The organism is uncultured Polaribacter sp. (genome assembly GCF_947497695.1).
Taxonomy (GTDB): domain Bacteria; phylum Bacteroidota; class Bacteroidia; order Flavobacteriales; family Flavobacteriaceae; genus Polaribacter.
In genome coordinates this window covers 446867-465386 of the sequence record NZ_CANMHM010000002.1, presented here as the reverse complement: position 1 = coordinate 465386, position 18520 = coordinate 446867, and the positions used below count along the sequence as shown (strand labels likewise).

9 protein-coding genes are annotated in these 18520 nt (G+C 31.7%); 6 read left to right on the top strand and 3 right to left on the bottom strand.

What is annotated here, in order from left to right:
- From Q0731_RS04300 to Q0731_RS04285, 4 genes are all read left to right on the top strand, one after another.
- Positions 1 to 2169: Ig-like domain-containing protein (locus Q0731_RS04300; RefSeq protein WP_299060353.1), on the top strand; the 2169-nt coding region annotated here is incomplete at its 5' end.
- 139 nt (positions 2170 to 2308) lie between these two features.
- Positions 2309 to 9442 (top strand): Ig-like domain-containing protein, encoded by a 7134-nt coding sequence (locus Q0731_RS04295; RefSeq protein WP_299060350.1) that lies wholly within the window; start codon positions 2309 to 2311, stop codon positions 9440 to 9442.
- 248 nt (positions 9443 to 9690) lie between these two features.
- The gene (locus Q0731_RS04290) at positions 9691 to 11004 is read left to right on the top strand and encodes a PorP/SprF family type IX secretion system membrane protein (RefSeq protein ID WP_299060347.1); all 1314 of its coding nucleotides are present in this window, start codon (positions 9691 to 9693) and stop codon (positions 11002 to 11004) included.
- Between the two features lie 17 nt (positions 11005 to 11021).
- Positions 11022 to 12656: an OmpA family protein gene (locus Q0731_RS04285; RefSeq protein WP_299060344.1), complete on the top strand. Its 1635-nt coding sequence runs from the start codon at positions 11022 to 11024 to the stop codon at positions 12654 to 12656.
- Between the two features lie 682 nt (positions 12657 to 13338).
- On the opposite strand, the gene Q0731_RS04280 is transcribed toward Q0731_RS04285, so the two are convergent.
- Positions 13339 to 13953, bottom strand: a complete 615-nt coding sequence (locus tag Q0731_RS04280) for a deoxynucleoside kinase (RefSeq protein ID WP_299060342.1) — start codon at positions 13951 to 13953, stop codon at positions 13339 to 13341.
- A 330-nt stretch (positions 13954 to 14283) separates the two neighbouring features.
- Between Q0731_RS04280 and Q0731_RS04275 the strand changes: the two genes are divergently transcribed.
- Both Q0731_RS04275 and gldA read left to right on the top strand, forming a co-directional pair.
- On the top strand, positions 14284 to 15054 hold the full coding sequence (locus tag Q0731_RS04275; protein WP_299060339.1) for a hypothetical protein: 771 nt from the start codon (positions 14284 to 14286) through the stop codon (positions 15052 to 15054).
- 158 nt (positions 15055 to 15212) lie between these two features.
- Positions 15213 to 16106, top strand: coding sequence for a gliding motility-associated ABC transporter ATP-binding subunit GldA (gldA, locus tag Q0731_RS04270; protein WP_299060336.1), 894 nt, complete (start codon positions 15213 to 15215; stop codon positions 16104 to 16106).
- Between the two features lie 108 nt (positions 16107 to 16214).
- On the opposite strand, the gene Q0731_RS04265 is transcribed toward gldA, so the two are convergent.
- Positions 16215 to 16877, bottom strand: coding sequence for an HAD family phosphatase (locus Q0731_RS04265; protein ID WP_299060334.1), 663 nt, complete (start codon positions 16875 to 16877; stop codon positions 16215 to 16217).
- Positions 16855 to 18189, bottom strand: coding sequence for a D-arabinono-1,4-lactone oxidase (locus Q0731_RS04260; protein ID WP_299060331.1), 1335 nt, complete (start codon positions 18187 to 18189; stop codon positions 16855 to 16857). The genes Q0731_RS04265 and Q0731_RS04260 overlap by 23 nt, the downstream gene beginning before the upstream one ends.
- Positions 18190 to 18520: the final 331 nt, after the last annotated feature.

The following is an 18520-nucleotide window of genomic DNA, read 5'->3' as shown; positions in this document are numbered from 1 at the left end:
ATTGCAGTAGTAAATAATGGAGGAACACCAAATGATCCAACAGATGATACAATAGATTATACACCAAATGCAAATTATAACGGACCAGATAGTATTACATACCAAATTTGTGATGCAGATGGTGATTGTGATACAGCAACAGTTGTTTTAACAGTAACATCGGTAAATGACTTGCCAACAGCAGTAAATGATCCTTTAACAGTGGCACAAGATAGTGGTCTTAATAACATTACAGTGTTAGTTAATGATACTTTTGGAGGCGATGGTCCATCTACAGGAACCATTACAATTACAAGTGGACCATCTAATGGTGTCGCAGTAGTAAATAATGGAGGAACACCAAATGATCCAACAGATGATACAATAGATTATACACCAACACCAGGAGCTAATGGATTAGATAGTATTACGTATCAAATCTGTGATTCAAATGGAGATTGTGATACAGCAGTAGTAAATATTTCTATTACAGCATCACCATTACCAACTGCAGTGAATGATCCTGTAAATAATGTTAATGAAGATGATACGATAAACATTGCAGTATTAACGAATGATACATTTGGATTAGACGGTCCATCAACAGGAGCAATTACAATTACAGTGGCGCCAACAAATGGTATCGCAGTAGTAAATAATGGAGGAACACCAAATGATCCAACAGATGATACAGTTGATTATACACCAAATGCAAATTATAATGGAACTGATAGTTTTACATACCAAATATGTGATTCTACAGGAGATTGTGATACAGCAGTTGCAACGATAACAGTAGCACCAATTGTAGATGTTACAAACGATACAGCAACCACGCCAGAGAACGTTTCAATAATTGTACCTGTTTTTGGAAATGATAACGATATTCCTACAAATGGAACAATCGTAGCATCTAATCCAACAAACGGAACAGTTGTTATAACAGATCCTAATGGAACACCAAATGATCCAAGTGATGATGTTATAACATATACACCAAATCCAAATTATAATGGACCAGATTCATTTACATATACAGTATGTGATAATTTAGTGCCTCAAAATTGTGATACTGCAACGGTTACGATGACTGTAACGTCAGTAAATCAAGTTCCTGTAGCAGTAAATGATCCAACAAATAATGTTGATGAGGACAGTACTAATAATAACATTGTAGTCTTAGGTAATGATACTTTTGGAGGCGATGGTCCATCCACAGGAACCATTACTATTACAAGTGGACCATCTAATGGTATTGCAGTTGTAAATAATGGAGGAACACCAAATAATCCTACAGATGATACATTAACGTATACACCAACAATGGATTATAATGGTACTGATAGTATTACATACCAAATATGTGATGCTGATGGAGATTGTGATACAGCTATAGTAACAATTACTGTAGATCCAGTAAATGATGTGCCAACAGCAGTAAATGATCCTTTAACAGTTGCTGAAAACAGTAGTTTAGTTAATATTACAGTATTATCTAACGATACTTTTGGAGGTGATGGAGCATCAAGTTCAGCGATTACAATAACAGTAGCACCAACAAAAGGTATAGCAACAGTAAATAATGGAGGAACGCCAAATGATCCAACAGATGATACCATAGATTATACACCAACAATAGGTCAAAATGGTTCAGATAGTATTACATACCAAATATGTGATTCAGATGGAGATTGTGATACAGCTGTTGTTAATATTACTATTACAGCGAATCCTATTCCAGATTTTAGTCCAACAATTTTTACAGGTAACACAACAGTTATTGGTAATTCAGGAACAGTTGACTTTAGAGTGTTAATTGGGGAGTATTTAAATGCTAATTCAGATGGGATTAGTAGTGTAGAGTTAAGAATTATAAAAAATACTGAATTGGCTATTTCTTATGACGATACCCTTACAATCTTAAACGGTTTACCGGTATCAAATTCAGACTGGGTTTATGATGGTACACATCCTTCTTTACACAAGTTTACATATGTAGGTAATGGAGGTATATTCCAAGCACTAACTGCAGGATTTATAGGAATAAATGCAGTATATAGTCCTACATCAAATACACAAGGATCATTCCCATTAAAAGTAACAATAAGGTACTTTTCTGGAGGAGAAACCAACATTAATAACAATGATGATATTGATTATATAGAATATAACAATAACGGAGGAAACTAAATTTAATTAAGAATTAAAAAGTACAAAAAGTAAAATAGTGTATTTGCTTTTTGTACTCTTTAAACATATCATACAATAAAATTATTAAGACGAGTACAATTTTTACACATTTAAACAATTATCAATTAATACCTAAATTATGAAAAAAAGCATACTATTACTGGCGTTGCTCTTTGCCATTTTTACTGTGAATTCTCAATCAGTATCTTTGCCACAAGCAACCATCAATCCAGCGCCTTTGGCAGCTGTAGAAAACAATGGAACTGGGGTAGCTGGTTTTACATTCGCAGAATCATCTGGAGTAGCTGTTCCTGTAGAATCTTTTCCAGGAATACCCAACGTTACAATTAGTGTTAACTTACAGTATATTAACTTAACTGGAGCAGACATTAATGGAATAACAGGTACACTTTTAAATTATTTTTCTGTAGCATATAACGCAGGTACTAATATTATGACGTTTACTCAAAACGCTATAATACCTGGTGATGCATCTGCAGCTGTTAGTTTTCCAATAACAGTTATACAAAATTCAGTTCAAGGAGATTCTTTTAATGGTTTAAATGCTAATATTAATGCAACTGATGCAAATACAAATGCACAAGGTAATGCAGCAGTATTTACTTATACAAATTCATTACCAATTGCTGTTGATGATCCAGCAAATGTAGATGAAGATGATACCATTAATGTATTAGTATTAACAAATGATACTTTTGGATTTGATGGGCCATCAACATCAGCAATTACAATTACTTCTGCAGCTAGTAATGGTACAGCAGTAGTAAATATTGGTGGAACACCAAATGATCCTACAGATGATACGATTGATTATACACCAACTGCAAATTTTAATGGTACAGATAGTTTTGTATACCAAATTTGTGATATCAATGGAGATTGTGATACAGCAACTGTAAATGTAGTTGTAGCCCCAGTAAATGATCTTCCAACAGCAGTTAACGATCCAGCAACTGTTTTAGAAGACCAAACAGTAAATGTTACTGTTTTAACAAATGATAGTTTTGGAGGCGATGGGCCATCAACAGGAGTAATTTCAGTTACAACTGCAGCTAGCAATGGTACAGCAGTAGTAAATAATGGAGGGACACCAAATGACCCAACAGACGATACAATAGACTATACACCAAATGCAAATTATAACGGAAACGATAGCTTTGTATATCAAATATGTGATTCTAATGGAGATTGTGTTACAGCAACAGTAAATGTTGTTATAACTCCAGTAAACGATTTTCCAGTAGCAACTAATGATCCAGTTAATAATGTAAGTGAAGATGGTACTACAAATGTTGCCGTTTTAACAAATGATAGTTTTGGAGGCGATGGACCTTCTACAGGTGCAATCTCAATTACTTCTGCAGCTAGCAATGGTTCAGCAGTAGTAAATAACGGAGGGACACCAAATGACCCAACAGACGATACTATCAATTATATACCGAATGCAAATTATAATGGACCAGATAGTTTTGTATACCAAATATGTGATGCTAATGGAGATTGTGATACTGCAACTGTTACAATGAATGTAATTTCTGTAGATGATTTTCCAACAGCAAACAATGACCCAACAATTAATGTTAATGAGGATAGTGTAAATAATAACCTTGTAGTATTAACAAATGATGATTTTGGTGGCGATGGACCTTCTACAGGAACGATTACAATTACAAGTGGACCATCTAATGGTATTGCTAGTATAAATAATGGAGGGACACCAAATGACCCAACAGATGATAGTATAACTTACACACCAACTGGTAACTATAATGGACCAGATAGTCTTATATATCAAATATGTGATGCTGATGGAGATTGTGATACTGCAACAGTAGCTATAAATGTAATTCAAGTTAATGATAATCCAGTAGCAAACAACGACCCTTTAAATGTAAATGAAGATAGTGGACTTACTAACTTTCCAGTACTAACAAATGATAGTTTTGGTGGAGATGGACCATCAACAGGAACCATTACAATTACAGTTGCACCAACTAATGGAACAGCAGTAGTAAATAATGGAGGTACACCAAATGATCCAACAGACGATTCAATTGATTTTACACCAAATGGTAATTATAATGGACCAGATACTATTGTATATCAAATATGTGATGCAAATGGAGATTGTGATACTGCAACTGTAAATGTTACAGTAACACCAGTAAATGATTTACCTTTAGCAACTAACGACCCAGCAACTGTAAATGAAGACGCTTCTGTAACTGTATTAGTTTTAACAAACGATACTTTTGGTGGCGATGGACCATCAACATCAGCAATTACAGTTACATCTGCACCATCAAATGGTACAGCTGTAGTAAATAATGGAGGAACACCAAGTGATCCTACAGATGATACAATTGTATATACGCCAAATGCAAATTATTTTGGAGCAGATAGTTTTGTATACCAAATATGTGATTTAGATGGAGATTGTGACACTGCAACAGTAAATGTTACTGTAAACTCAGTAGATGACTTTCCAACTGCAAATGCAGATCCAGCAACTGTTTTAGAAGACGGAACAGTAAATGTAACTGTATTAACAAATGACAGTTTTGGTGGCGATGGACCATCTACAGGTACAATTACAATACCTACTGCACCAACAAATGGTACAGCTGTTGTAAATGACGGAGGAACACCAAATGACCCAACTGATGATACTATTGATTATACACCAAATGCTAATTATAATGGACCAGATAGTTTTGTGTATCAAATATGTGATGTTGATGGAGATTGTGAAACTGCAACAGTAAATGTAACAGTAACACCAGAAGATGATTTCCCTTTAGCAGCTACAGATCCAACAAGTGTTTTAGAAGATAGTGGACTTACTAATATTCCTGTATTAACAAATGATAGTTTTGGTGGCGATGGACCATCAACAGGAACAATTACTATTACAGTTACACCAACTAATGGTACTGCAGTAGTAAATGATGGAGGAACACCAAATGACCCTACAGATGATTCAATTGATTTTACTCCAAATGCAGATTATAATGGACCAGATAGTATTACATACCAAATATGTGATGTTGATGGAGATTGTGATACAGCAACCATACCTTTAACAGTAATTTCTGTTAACGATTTACCAACAGCAGTTAATGATCCAGCAACAATTAATGAAGATAGTGCTAATAATAACATTGTAGTTTTAACTAACGATGATTTTGGAGGCGATGGACCATCAACAGGAATGATTACAATTACAACTGCACCAACAAATGGAACAGCAGTAGTAAATAACGGAGGAACACCAAATGATCCTACAGATGATAGTGTAACATATACACCAAATTCAAATTACGATGGACCAGATAGTTTAGTATACCAAATATGTGATGCTAATGGAGATTGTGCTACAGCAACAGTAAATATTACTGTAGCAGATACAACGACTCCACCTGTTGCAAATACAGACCCAGCAACTGTGCCAGAAGATGGTACTGTAAATGTTCCTGTATTAACAAATGATACTTTTGGTTCAGGCTTACCAGCAGTAGGACCTATTACAATTACAACTGCACCAACCAATGGTACTGCAGTAGTAGATGATGGAGGAACACCAAACGATCCAACAGATGATACGATTGATTATACACCAAATCCAGATTATAATGGACCAGATAGTTTTGTATATCAAATCTGTAATACAGATGGATTGTGTGATACTGCAACAGTAAATATGACTGTTACACCAGTAGATGATTTTCCAACTGCAAATACAGATCCAGTAGATGTAAATGAAGATAGTGTTATCACCGTGCCAGTATTAGCAAATGATACTTTTGGAGGCGATGGACCATCAACAGGAGTAATTACAGTTACAACTGCACCAACTAACGGAACTGCAGTAGTAAATAATGGAGGAACACCAAATGATCCTACAGATGATACAATTACTTATATACCAAATCCAAATTATAACGGACCAGATAGTATTACATATCAAATCTGTGATGCAGATGGAGATTGTGATACAGCAACAGTTGATGTAACTGTAATTTCTGTAAACGATTTACCATTAGCAAATACAGATCCAGCAAGTGTAAATGAAGGTGCTACAGTAAATGTACCAGTATTAGCAAATGATACATTTGGAGGCGATGGACCATCAACAGGAACCATTACAATTACAACTGCACCAACCAATGGTACAGCAGTAGTAAATAATGGAGGAACACCAAATGACCCAACAGATGATACTGTAGTGTATACACCAACAGGTAATTACAATGGGCCAGATAGTTTTGTATATCAAATATGTGATTCAAATGCAGATTGTGATACTGCAACTGTAAACGTAACAGTAGTGCCAGTAAATACTTTACCTGTGGCAAATACAGATCCAGCAAGTGTTTTAGAAGACCAATCAGTAACTGTAACCGTATTAAATAATGATACTTTTGGAGGCGATGGACCTTCTACAGGAGCTATTACTGTTACATCTGCACCAGCAAATGGTACTGCAGTAGTAAACAATGGAGGAACACCAAATGACCCAACAGATGATACAGTAGTTTACACACCAACTGCTAATTACAATGGACCAGACAGTTTTGTATACCAAATATGTGATGCAAATGGAGATTGTGATACTGCAACTGTAAATGTTTCAGTAACTCCAGTAAATGATAATCCTATTGCAAACAACGATCCAGTAACAGTAAATGAAGATAATTTTATTATTGTACCTGTATTAACAAATGATACTTTTGGACCTGATGGACCATCAAATGGACCAATAACAGTTACAACTCCACCAACCAATGGTACAGCAGTTGTAAATGATGGAGGTACACCAAATGACCCAACAGATGATACTGTAGTGTATACACCAAACCCAGATTATAATGGTCCAGATAGTTTTACATACCAAATATGTACTATAAATGGCGTTTGTGATACTGCAACAGTAAATGTAACAGTAACACCAATGAATGATGTGCCAGTAGCACAAAATGATCCTGCAAGTGTAAATGAAGATGCAAGTGTAAATGTACTTGTATTAACAAATGATAGTTTTGGAGGCGATGGACCATCTACAGGAACAATTACCGTTACAAGTGCACCAGCAAATGGAATTGCAGTAGTAAATAATGGAGGAACAGCAAATGACCCAACAGATGATACAGTAGTATATACACCAAATGCTAATTACAATGGACCAGACAGTTTTGTCTACCAAATTTGTGATGCTAATGGAGATTGTGATACTGCAACTGTAAATGTTTCAGTAGCACCAGTAAATGATGATCCTATTGCAAACAATGATCCTGTAACAGTAAATGAAGACACACCAATAAATGTAACAGTATTAACAAATGATACTTTTGGACCTGATGGACCATCAAATGGACCAATTACAATTACAACTCCACCAACAAATGGAACAGCAGTTGTAAATGATGGAGGAACACCAAATGATCCAACAGATGATACTGTAGATTATACACCAAACCCTAATTATAGTGGGCCAGATAGTTTTACATATCAAATATGTACAGCAACTGGTGTGTGTGATACAGCAACTGTGAATGTTACAGTAACACCTGTAAATGAGGTTCCTGAAGCAAATGATGATCCAGTAACTATTAATGAAGATAGTGGATTGAATAACATCATAATATTAGCAAACGATAACTTTAATGGAGATGGACCATCTTTTTCACCAGTAATGATTATTACTGCACCAACAAATGGTACAGCAGTAATTAATAATGGAGGAACACCAATTGATCCTACTGATGATACAATTGACTATACACCAAATCTAAATTACAACGGACCAGATAGTATTATTTATCAAATTTGTGATTCTAACGGAGATTGTGCATTAGCAACTGTAATGTTAACGATTAATCCAGTAGATGACGCTCCTGTTGCAAATAATGATCCTGCAACTGTAGATGAAGATGAAACGGTAAACATACCTGTATTAACAAATGATGATTTTGGACCTGATACACCATCAAACGGACCAATAAATGTTACAACACCACCAACAAATGGTATTGCAGTTGTAAATGATGGAGGAACACCAAATGACCCAACAGATGATACTGTAGATTATACACCAAATCCTGATTATAGTGGGCCAGACAGTTTTGTATATCAAATATGTACTTTTAATGGTGTGTGTGATACAGCAACTGTAAATGTAACGGTAACACCAGATAACGATTTACCAGTAGCAACGAATGATCCTGCAACTGTTAATGAAGATGCAAGTGTAATAGTTACAGTATTAACAAATGATACTTTTGGACCTGATGGACCATCTGCAAGTGCAATTACAGTTACAAGTGCACCAGCAAATGGAACAGCAGTAGTAAATAATGGAGGAACACCAAATGACCCAACAGATGATACAATTGTGTATACACCTAATGCCAACTATAATGGATTAGATAGTTTTGTATACCAAATATGTGATTCTACAGGAGATTGTGATACAGCTACTGTAAACATTACAATCAACCCTATTGTAGATGTAGTAGATGATGTAAGAACTACTATTGAGGATATTCCGTTAGTTGTAGATGTATTTACAAATGACAATGATGTACCAACAAACGGAACAATTATATCATCAAATCCACCAAATGGAACTGTAGTAATTACAGATCCAAATAATACACCAAACAACCCTAGTGATGATGTGGTAACTTATGTACCTAATTTAGATTTTATAGGAGTAGATACATTTAATTACACAGTATGTGATGCTGCAGGTAACTGTGATACAGCAATGGTAACAATAAATGTTACACCAGCACCAATACCAGATTTTTCTCCGACATTATTCTCTGGGAATACTACTGTAATTGGAGCATCAGGGAACATTGATTTTAGAGTATTAGTAGGTGAGTATGACAATGCAGATGAATCAGGTAGTAATGATGTAGAATTAAGAATTCTTAAAAATGATGAATTACAAATTAGCTTTGATAATACTTTAACAACTTTTAATGGTGAGCTAGTTCAAAACAGTGAATGGGTTTATGATGGGTCACACCCTGCATTACACAAATTTACATACATAGGTAATGGAGGTATTTTTATGGCAAATACAGCTAAGTTTTTAGGAATCAATGCTACATACAACCCAGCTCCAAATACTGCAGGAACATTCCCTCTAAAAGTAACTATAAAATATTTCTCTGGAGATGAAATTAATATATCAAACAATGATGATATAGAATATATCAACTTTAGTAATAATAGTAATAATTAAAAGAGATAGCTATTAATAGTGAGGTAAAAAAGCGGAGTTTAATTAAGGTTTCTTTTGATTCTTTTAATAACTAATGTTATTTTAAAATTTAAACTTAATTAAACTTCTCTGCCTCAAATAGCTCATTTTTATAAACACAATAAATTCTTAAATTATTTAGCAACATCTTTTATAGTATGCTAAAAAGTAATAAAAGAATTGATGGTATTAATTAAAGATTAATGATGGAAAATTTTAAAATGTATAATATGAAAAAGCTCGGGTTATTAGTGTTTTTTTTAGGTGCAGTGCTTTTTGTAAATGCACAATCGGTAGGGCTTGCTGATCCTATGATTACAGCACCTTTAAATGCTATAGAAAATAGCGTTGTAGGCATAAAAGATGGAGATGCAGGATTTAGGTTTATAGAATCAGGTGGTTTAGAAATACCTGCTCAGTCTGCACCAGGTGTTGCAAATGTTACAATTTCTGTAAATTTTCAGCGAATTAAACTAACTTCAGATGATGTAACTAGTATATCAGGTACTTTATTAAATTATTTCTCTGCAAATTATAATGTTGCTAATAATATATTAACGTTTACGCAAAACGCTATGATTCCAGCTGATGGTTTTGGAGATATACTTTTTCCTATATCTGTTATACAAAACTCTACCCAAGCAGAAACTTTAAACGGGTTTGAAGCTATTATGAGTGTTTCTGATCCTGGTATTAATATTACAGGTAACAGAGTAGCAAGACGTACTTTTACAAAAACATCATTATTTGCAATTGATGATCCAATAAACGTTGTGGATGAAGATAGTAATAATAATAACATTGCTGTTATTGGTAATGACAGTTTTGGTACAGATGGACCATCAACAACAATACCAATGACAATTACAATTGCCCCAACAAACGGAACAGCTTTTGTAAATGAAGGAGGTACACCAAATAATCCATCAGATGATTTTATTGTGTACACACCAAATACAAATTACAATGGTACAGATACCATTGAATATGAAATTTGTGATTTAAGTGGTTTTTGCGATAAAGCAACAGTAACTATAATGGTAAATCCTATTTTAGATCCTTTAAACGTTCCTGTAAATGAAGTTACACCAAATGTTGGAGCGGGTATTTATTATTATACAGATAAATTTTACTTTGGGGCTTCTGCACCAAACTTTTTAGAAACAAGGCATTTAGATAAAAGCTTAGTAAGTACTGCTTCAGAAAACACACATTTCTTTGTAACATCTGGTTATGTTTTTGATTTAACAGATAATTTAAAGTTTAAACCATCAACAATGTTAAAAGGAGTTGCAGGTGCACCTCTATCTGTAGATATTAATGGTAATTTCTTAATTAATGAGAAATTTGAAATAGGACTATCTCACAGATTAGATGATTCTGTAAGTGGAATGCTTGGTTTTCAAGTAAATAAAAACTTTAGAGTTGGTTATGCTTATGATCATACAATTACTCCTTTTGGAGAATTTAATACAGGTAGTCATGAAATAATGTTGTTATTTGATTTCACAAAAAAACAATTGAAGAGTCCTAGATTCTTTTAAAATAAAAACAGATAAAGATGAGAAAAATTACCCTTATATTATTAGTCTTATGTGCTAGTTTAGTTTCAGCACAAGAAATGGAAAATTACACAATAAAAAATATTGCTGTAAATACAGAGAATTCTGACTTTGGTGTATCTTACTTTGGTGATAATCAAGCTATTTTTGCATCAAGTAGAAAAGAAAAAGGAGCTCCAGCAAAGGTTTGGAAAGACAATCGACAGCCTTTTTTAGATTTGTATGAAGGTATACTTGATGAAGATGGTGAAATTAATAATGCAAAACCTTTTTCAAGTACTCTAAATACTAAGTATCATGAATCTAATGTAGCTTTTACAAAAGATTTAAAAACTGTTTATTTTTCAAGAAATAATTATTTAAAAAAGAAGTATACAGCTAGTAAAAAAGGAACAAATTTAATTCAACTTTACAGAGCTACTATTGGTGATAATGGAGAGTGGACAGACATTAAAGAGATGCCTTTTAATAGTAAAGAGTATCAAACAGGTCATCCTGCATTAAATAAAGATGAAACGAAGTTATATTTTACTTCTGATATGCCAGGTTCTTTAGGTGAAACAGATATTTTTGTAGTAGATATAAATGATGATGGTAGTTATGGTACTCCTCAAAATTTAGGTTCTAGCGTGAATACTTTTGAAAAAGAAATGTTTCCTTTTGTAGATGAAAATGACGTTTTATACTTTTCTTCAGATGGAAGAAGAGGAAAAGGTGGTTTAGATATTTATAAAGTAGATATTTCAGATTTAGCAAGTAATGCAACACCAAAAAATTTAGGTCATCCAATAAACTCTGTTAAAGATGATTTTAATTTAGTGTTTTACACAGGTAAAAATGAAGGTCATTTCTCTTCTAATCGTGATGGTGGAAAAGGAGATGATGATATTTACTATTTTAAATCTCCAGACAAAAAGAAGGCAAAAGCAAATCTAGACTGTTCTCAAATAGCAAATGGTGTTGTAAGAGAATTGGGTACAAACAAACTATTACCTGGTGCAAAAGTAGATTTATTCAATGCTAGTGGTGTACTTTTAGAATCTGTTTTTGCAGATGCTTATGCAACATTTTCTTTTCCTGTAGATTGTGAAACAGCTTACAAAGTAGTAGGTAGTAAGCCAGGATATGAAATTGATTCTGCTACTTTTATGACTACAGCAGAGTTAGATTTAAAATTAAACTTAGGATTAAACTTAAACCCAGTAAGAGGAGATTTTGTTACTACTAATACAAACAATAGAAGAAAAGTGATGATAGATCTTGATATGATTTATTTTGATTTAGATAAATCTTACATTAGACCAGATGCAGCAATTGAATTAGAAAGAGTTGTAAGAGTCATGAATAGATACCCAGGTATTAATATTGAATTAGGTTCTCATACAGATAGTAGAGCTTCTGATGATTATAACTGGAGTTTGTCTGACAGAAGAGCAACATCTACTAGAGAATGGTTAATTATGAGAGGAATTAGTGCTTCTAGAATTACAGGTAGAGGTTATGGTGAAACTGAGTTAGTGAATCGTTGTTCTAACGGTGTTAAATGTTCTGAATCTGAGCACCAATTAAACAGACGTACTGAGTTTGTGGTTTTAAACCCAGAACAAATTAGTGATGAATATATTAATTATTAATCATCAAATTTACATTTGAAAACTAGTAATTAATAAATAATCTTTAGTAACTAACTACTGATATTTTAAATATAAAACAGGATTAGACTGCATAAGTAGTTGAATCCTGTTTTTTTATTTACTCAAATTTTAAATTAAAATAAGTATAAAACTACCCGTTAAAATATGTTCGAAATTATTTAATTGCTGACTTCGCAATATATTTAATTAGTAAATCACTTATTTTTAAAGTTCGAAACTAATAACAGAAACCTATCATTTAATCAAAAGGAAATGATTCTTTTTTTTCTTTTGATGAGAATTAATTGATAAGGTTTTTAGATCAATTTAATCATTTAAAGTCTTTATTTTTTTGATTTTAAACTAGTACAATTTCAGTAACGTTTTTGTCAGTCTAATCTTGTCTAAGACTTTCTGATACATGTTTGTATGTTCTTATACAAGCTCAGTAAGATATTCCTATTTTTAACTGAAATTAGATATGATAAAGTTAAACTGCTAGTATGTATTTCTTTGTCATAAAAAATCCCATCGATTCTTAAAGATCATGGGATTGTATTTATCTATTAAAGATGATTTTGTATTAGAATACTAATTCTATAAATTATTTTACAGTTTTTAATTGAATAGATTAAACAGTAATGGATTAATTTTTATCTGCAAAGATTGTTACTTTTTTTAACTAAAAAAGTCCATTTATTTCGGCGTCAATTTTATCTATTACAGTTCCTAAATCTTCTTGGTTTTCAACAAAATCTAAATTATTCACATTAATTATTAATAGTTTTCCTTTAGTATAAGTAGAAATCCAAGCTTCATAACGCTCATTTAATCTATTTAAATAATCGATGCTGATAGAGTTTTCATAATCTCTACCACGTTTTTGAATCTGATTTACTAAAGTAGAAATATCTGCACGTAAGTAAATTAGTATATCTGGTGGCGTTACTAAGTTTTCCATTAATTCAAATAAAGAAGTATAATTGGTATAATCTCTATTGGTCATTAGACCCATGGCATGTAAATTAGGTGCAAAAATATGAGCATCTTCATAAATGGTTCTATCCTGAATAACTTTTTTAGCAGATTCTTTTAATTCTAATATTTGACGAAATCTACTATTTAAAAAATATATTTGAAGATTAAACGACCAGCGTTCCATTTCAGTATAAAAATCATCTAAATACGGATTTTCATCAACAGACTCATAATGAGGTTTCCATTTATAATGTTTTGCTAATAATTGTGTTAGTGTGGTTTTGCCAGCGCCAATATTTCCTGCAATTGCTACGTGCATATTTTAAATTCTTAAAGTATTAATGAGGTATGCTAATGTACTAAAAATAATAAATAGAAAAGTATTAAGAGCTTACTTATTATTTAAATTGTTTGTTTCGTTATAAGCAAAAATTTATTCTATTTTCTAAGATTAATCAGATAGATTGTTTAAATAAAAATCATAGCATATAGCTAACATTCTAAAAGCATTTTTTTTAGGATAAAAAAAATTAAGTGAAGATTAGAATTAGAGATTAGTATTATTAATTTAATATCAGATAAACAAACTAAAATTAAAATGGTTCAATTTATTGTTCTATTTTTTAGTAACAATGTTTATTTTTACCAAATGAGTTTATTTGCATCTAAATCTACTATTTACACTACTTATAAAACATTGGGTTTACTCTATTTGTTTTTTATAGTAGGTTTATTTTTAGACAGTTATTTTATGGTAGCTATTACTAAAAATGCACAGTTTTATGCAAATGCACTCATGCTTTTTGTTTTTGTAATTACTTTTTTTAAAGTTACAAAAAGACTAAAAGAACAAATGTTAGGGGCAGTTTTAATTGGCTTTTTTGGAGAATATTTGTTCTCTGTTTTTTTAGGAATGTACACCTACAGATTAGCAAATGTACCCTTGTATATTCCCTTTGGGCATGCTTTTGTTTATATAGCAGTTTTGTGTTTTTCAAAGGCTGCTGCTATAAAAAAACAGCATATAAAATTAGAGAAAACTTTTGCAATTTTTATTTTTATTTATGCAGCTGCTTTTTTAGTTTTTAAGAATGATATTTTTGGTTTTGTGATGACTATTGCTACCCTTTTTATTCTAAGAAATAAACCCAAAGAGCGTCTTTTTTATCTAACCATGTATATTTCTGTTGCAGTGTTAGAAATTATTGGGACTACATATAAATGTTGGTGGTGGCCTTCAACTGCTTGGAATGTAATTCCTTTTTTACCAAGTCATAATCCTCCAAGTGGTATTAGTTTATTTTATTTTTTACTAGATTTAGGTACTTTATGGTTGTATAAACAACGTCATTTAAATACCTGGAAACGAATGAAAAATATTAGAAATATCAGGTTGAAATTAATAAATAAAACAGACTAAAATTATATTTTTATCGTTTATCTAAAAGCATAAATATTAGTTTGAGTAAATTTAGTTTCATAAATTATGTATCTAGAAATTAGTTTTAAAGGAAACAAGATATCAAACTATTAATTATTAGCTTAATAAAAAAAATGAAACCCAAAAACATTCACTAAATGTCAATAAAAGTAAAATCTGTTTCTAAGTTTTATAAAAATCAACAAGCATTAAAAGCAATTTCTTTTTCTGCGGATAAAGGGCAAATTATAGGTTTTTTAGGTCCAAATGGAGCAGGAAAATCAACTATGATGAAAATTTTAACAGGATTTATCAAACCAAATGAAGGACAGGTTTTTGTTGATGAGATTGATGTTTTACAAAACCCATTAGAAGCACAAAAAACCATCGGTTATTTACCAGAACACAACCCTTTATATACTGATATGTATGTTAGAGAGTATTTACAATTTCAAGCATCTATTTTTAAGGTTGCTAAAAATCAGATTGAACTTTGTATTGATAAAGTAGGTTTAAATGCAGAAGCACACAAAAAAATAAATCAATTATCTAAAGGATACCAACAAAGAGTTGGTTTGGCAGCTGCAATTTTACACAATCCTACAGTTTTAATTTTAGATGAACCAACCACAGGTTTAGATCCTAATCAATTAGTAGAAATTAGAGAATTGATTAAAGAATTAGGTAAAGACAAAACGGTATTATTTTCTACACATATTATGCAAGAAGTAGAAGCTGTTTGTGATCGAGTAATCATTATTAAAAAAGGTACTCTTTTGGTTTATGAAAAGTTAACGGAACTTAAAAATAACAATCAGCAAACTATAAAAGTTACTTTTAATGTTAAGGTTAAAGAGCAGGTTTTAGGTAAATTGGCAAACGTAGTTTCGTTTAAAAATACAGACAACAATAGTTGGTATATCAATTTCGAAACTGAAAAAGATATGCGTCCAATTGTATTTGATTTTGCACAAGAAAATGGTATAAAAATTTTAAGTTTAAATACTCAAAATAAAAATTTAGAAACCCTTTTTAGAGAAGTGACAAAGTAAAGTTTTACAGTTTCCAACTATGTAGTTAGCAACCTATAATAATATAGTTAAAGTAGTATAATTTATGCTTCGTTATAAAAATTATCCAAAACTCGAAATCAAACGAATTTATATTTTGGTTAGATACTCATAAGCTTCCAACAAAGTTGGAAAAACAAAAATACTACCAGCTTCTTTCAATTCTTCTTCAGAATATTGCGTAGTAATTCCAATAGGAACCATACCAGCTGCTTTGGCTGCTTTGGTTCCTGTTAGGCTGTCTTCAAATACCCATATAAACTTAAAATCCTCAGTTTTAAAACCTAAATGATTTGCTAATTTGATGTAAGCTTCTGGAGCAGGTTTTGGTTTGTCATAATCTTGAACACCAAAATACGTTTCAAAATTTAAATCTAAATGTTTGATGCTGTTTTTAAGAAACTGCCTAGTTGCGTTGCTAGCAATACCATAAGGAATGTTTTCTTCGGATAAAAAACTTGTAAATTCTCTAACTCCAGGTAATAAATCTGGTTTGGTAAAATGTTTATCTAAATGAATATCTTTTAATAAATACAAATCTTCTGCCCGTTTTTCTTTACCAATAACACTGCAATAATATTCAGATATTAACATTGGAGATTTACCAGCATGACTTTTTGGAAAAGGTGCAATTTCTTTATTAAAGAGCTCTTTAAAAGCACTACTCCAGGCATTTCCATGGCTTTTAAAGCTATGTACAACTACACCATCAAAATCAAACAAAAAACCTTTAGGCAACCACTTTTTTTGCATGTACTGTTTTTTTCGCATTTACCAATTTAGCTAAATACGGATTCAAAAATTTATTTGTTGGATCTAAATCGCTTCTTAATTCTTTAAAATCTTCCCATTTTGGATAAATTTTAGACAATTCTGCATCTTTTGCTGCAAAACGTTTTCCCCAATGTGGTCTTCCACCATGCTTTAAAAATATTTTTTCTACACTTTTAAAAGCTTCATAAGTATCTGCAGTAGCAGCATTTCTAGAAACACAACCCATGGTTACAATATCTTCTTTGTAAGCGTAACTTAACCAAGCATCATCCTTTTGTACAAAACGTACATCCATAGGAATATGAATAAAAGAGTTGTTAGACCATTTGTTAATTTCTTGTTTTAATTCTGCAAAAACTTGCGGAAATTTATCTAAACCAACAGTCCATTCTGCCAACTCTAAAGTAGAACCTCTAGATTTTGTAACGGTTGCTTGGTATAAAGACCCTTTGTGTTCTTTTTTAGAACTAAAAAATGCTTTGGCTAAAATTTTGTTTGCAATTGCAGTAATCCAAGGAAATTTATGCGAATATTTATACAAAATTTTAGAAGCTGTTCTTCTATGTTTTAAATATTTTGGGCCGTTATTTACTGTAATTTCTTTGTCTTTATCAATTTTATCTCCAGTAATAACATAGCCTTTACTTGTATGAGGCAACCATAGTATTCTTAAAAAATCGTGTTGTTTTAAGCGGTCTTTAATTTTTGGCAGCCATTCTTTATCGCTTTCTGGACGTTCTTTAACATGTAAAGTGTACTCCGTTTCGCATTGAAAAGTAATTTCAGAAAAAACACCTAACATTCCTAAAGAAACTTTAACAGCGTTCATTAATTCGTCTGCACTATCTATTTCTTGCACAGAACCATCGGCTAAAATTAATCTGAAAGAACTTATGTATTCAGATAGTAATTTACCACTTGTACCATGTGTACCTGTTGCTAAAGCACCACCAATGGTAATGGTATTAATGTCAGGTAAACAAGGTATGCACCAACCTACTTTTTCTATAGCTTCTAATAAATCTCCTAGAATTACACCAGATTGTACAGTAATTGTTTTCTTACTATAATCATAAGAAACAATTTTATTGTAACTTTTCATATCTAACAAAGTGTCTGTACCAGCAGCAATATCTGCAGAAGATTGTTTGTTACCAAAAAAACGAATTTTATCATTATTGGCAATTACTTCCTGTAATTCACTTTCTTTGGTAATATTGTACAAATTCTTATAATTATGCTTTAAGTTTTCATTCCAACTTACCCAAGTACCGTTTTCTTTTTGTTTCATGATTATTTGTTTTTGTTAAACAAAAGTATCATTTTAAAATAGTAACTGACTTTGTTTAAGTGTTAATAAAAACCAAAATAAATTATTCGTAAAAATTGATGTCTTATTTTGTGAATATCATTTTTATAAAAACTAAAATTTATAGAATACTATTTTAGTTTTTAATAGATTGATTTTAAGTATTTTAAATTGATGTTTTGTGTTTTGATTTCAGCGAAATTATACATTTAAATAGTGTTATGAAAGGAGTTTACAATTTATTAACACCAAAATATAAACGCAAATTACTTTTCATTTTAGTAAAATATTAGATCTTGTCTAACTTTGGTAT

What these genes read in the sequence shown, in the direction of transcription:
- gldA (WP_299060336.1), top strand. Translation starts at nt 15,213, where the DNA reads ATGTCAATAAAAGTAAAATCTGTTTCTAAGTTTTATAAAAATCAACAA.
- Q0731_RS04290 (WP_299060347.1), top strand. Translation starts at nt 9,691, where the DNA reads ATGAAAAAGCTCGGGTTATTAGTGTTTTTTTTAGGTGCAGTGCTTTTT.
- Q0731_RS04265 (WP_299060334.1), bottom strand. Translation starts at nt 16,877, where the DNA reads ATGCAAAAAAAGTGGTTGCCTAAAGGTTTTTTGTTTGATTTTGATGGT.
- Q0731_RS04285 (WP_299060344.1), top strand. Translation starts at nt 11,022, where the DNA reads ATGAGAAAAATTACCCTTATATTATTAGTCTTATGTGCTAGTTTAGTT.
- Q0731_RS04275 (WP_299060339.1), top strand. Translation starts at nt 14,284, where the DNA reads ATGAGTTTATTTGCATCTAAATCTACTATTTACACTACTTATAAAACA.
- Q0731_RS04295 (WP_299060350.1), top strand. Translation starts at nt 2,309, where the DNA reads ATGAAAAAAAGCATACTATTACTGGCGTTGCTCTTTGCCATTTTTACT.
- Q0731_RS04280 (WP_299060342.1), bottom strand. Translation starts at nt 13,953, where the DNA reads ATGCACGTAGCAATTGCAGGAAATATTGGCGCTGGCAAAACCACACTA.
- Q0731_RS04260 (WP_299060331.1), bottom strand. Translation starts at nt 18,189, where the DNA reads ATGAAACAAAAAGAAAACGGTACTTGGGTAAGTTGGAATGAAAACTTA.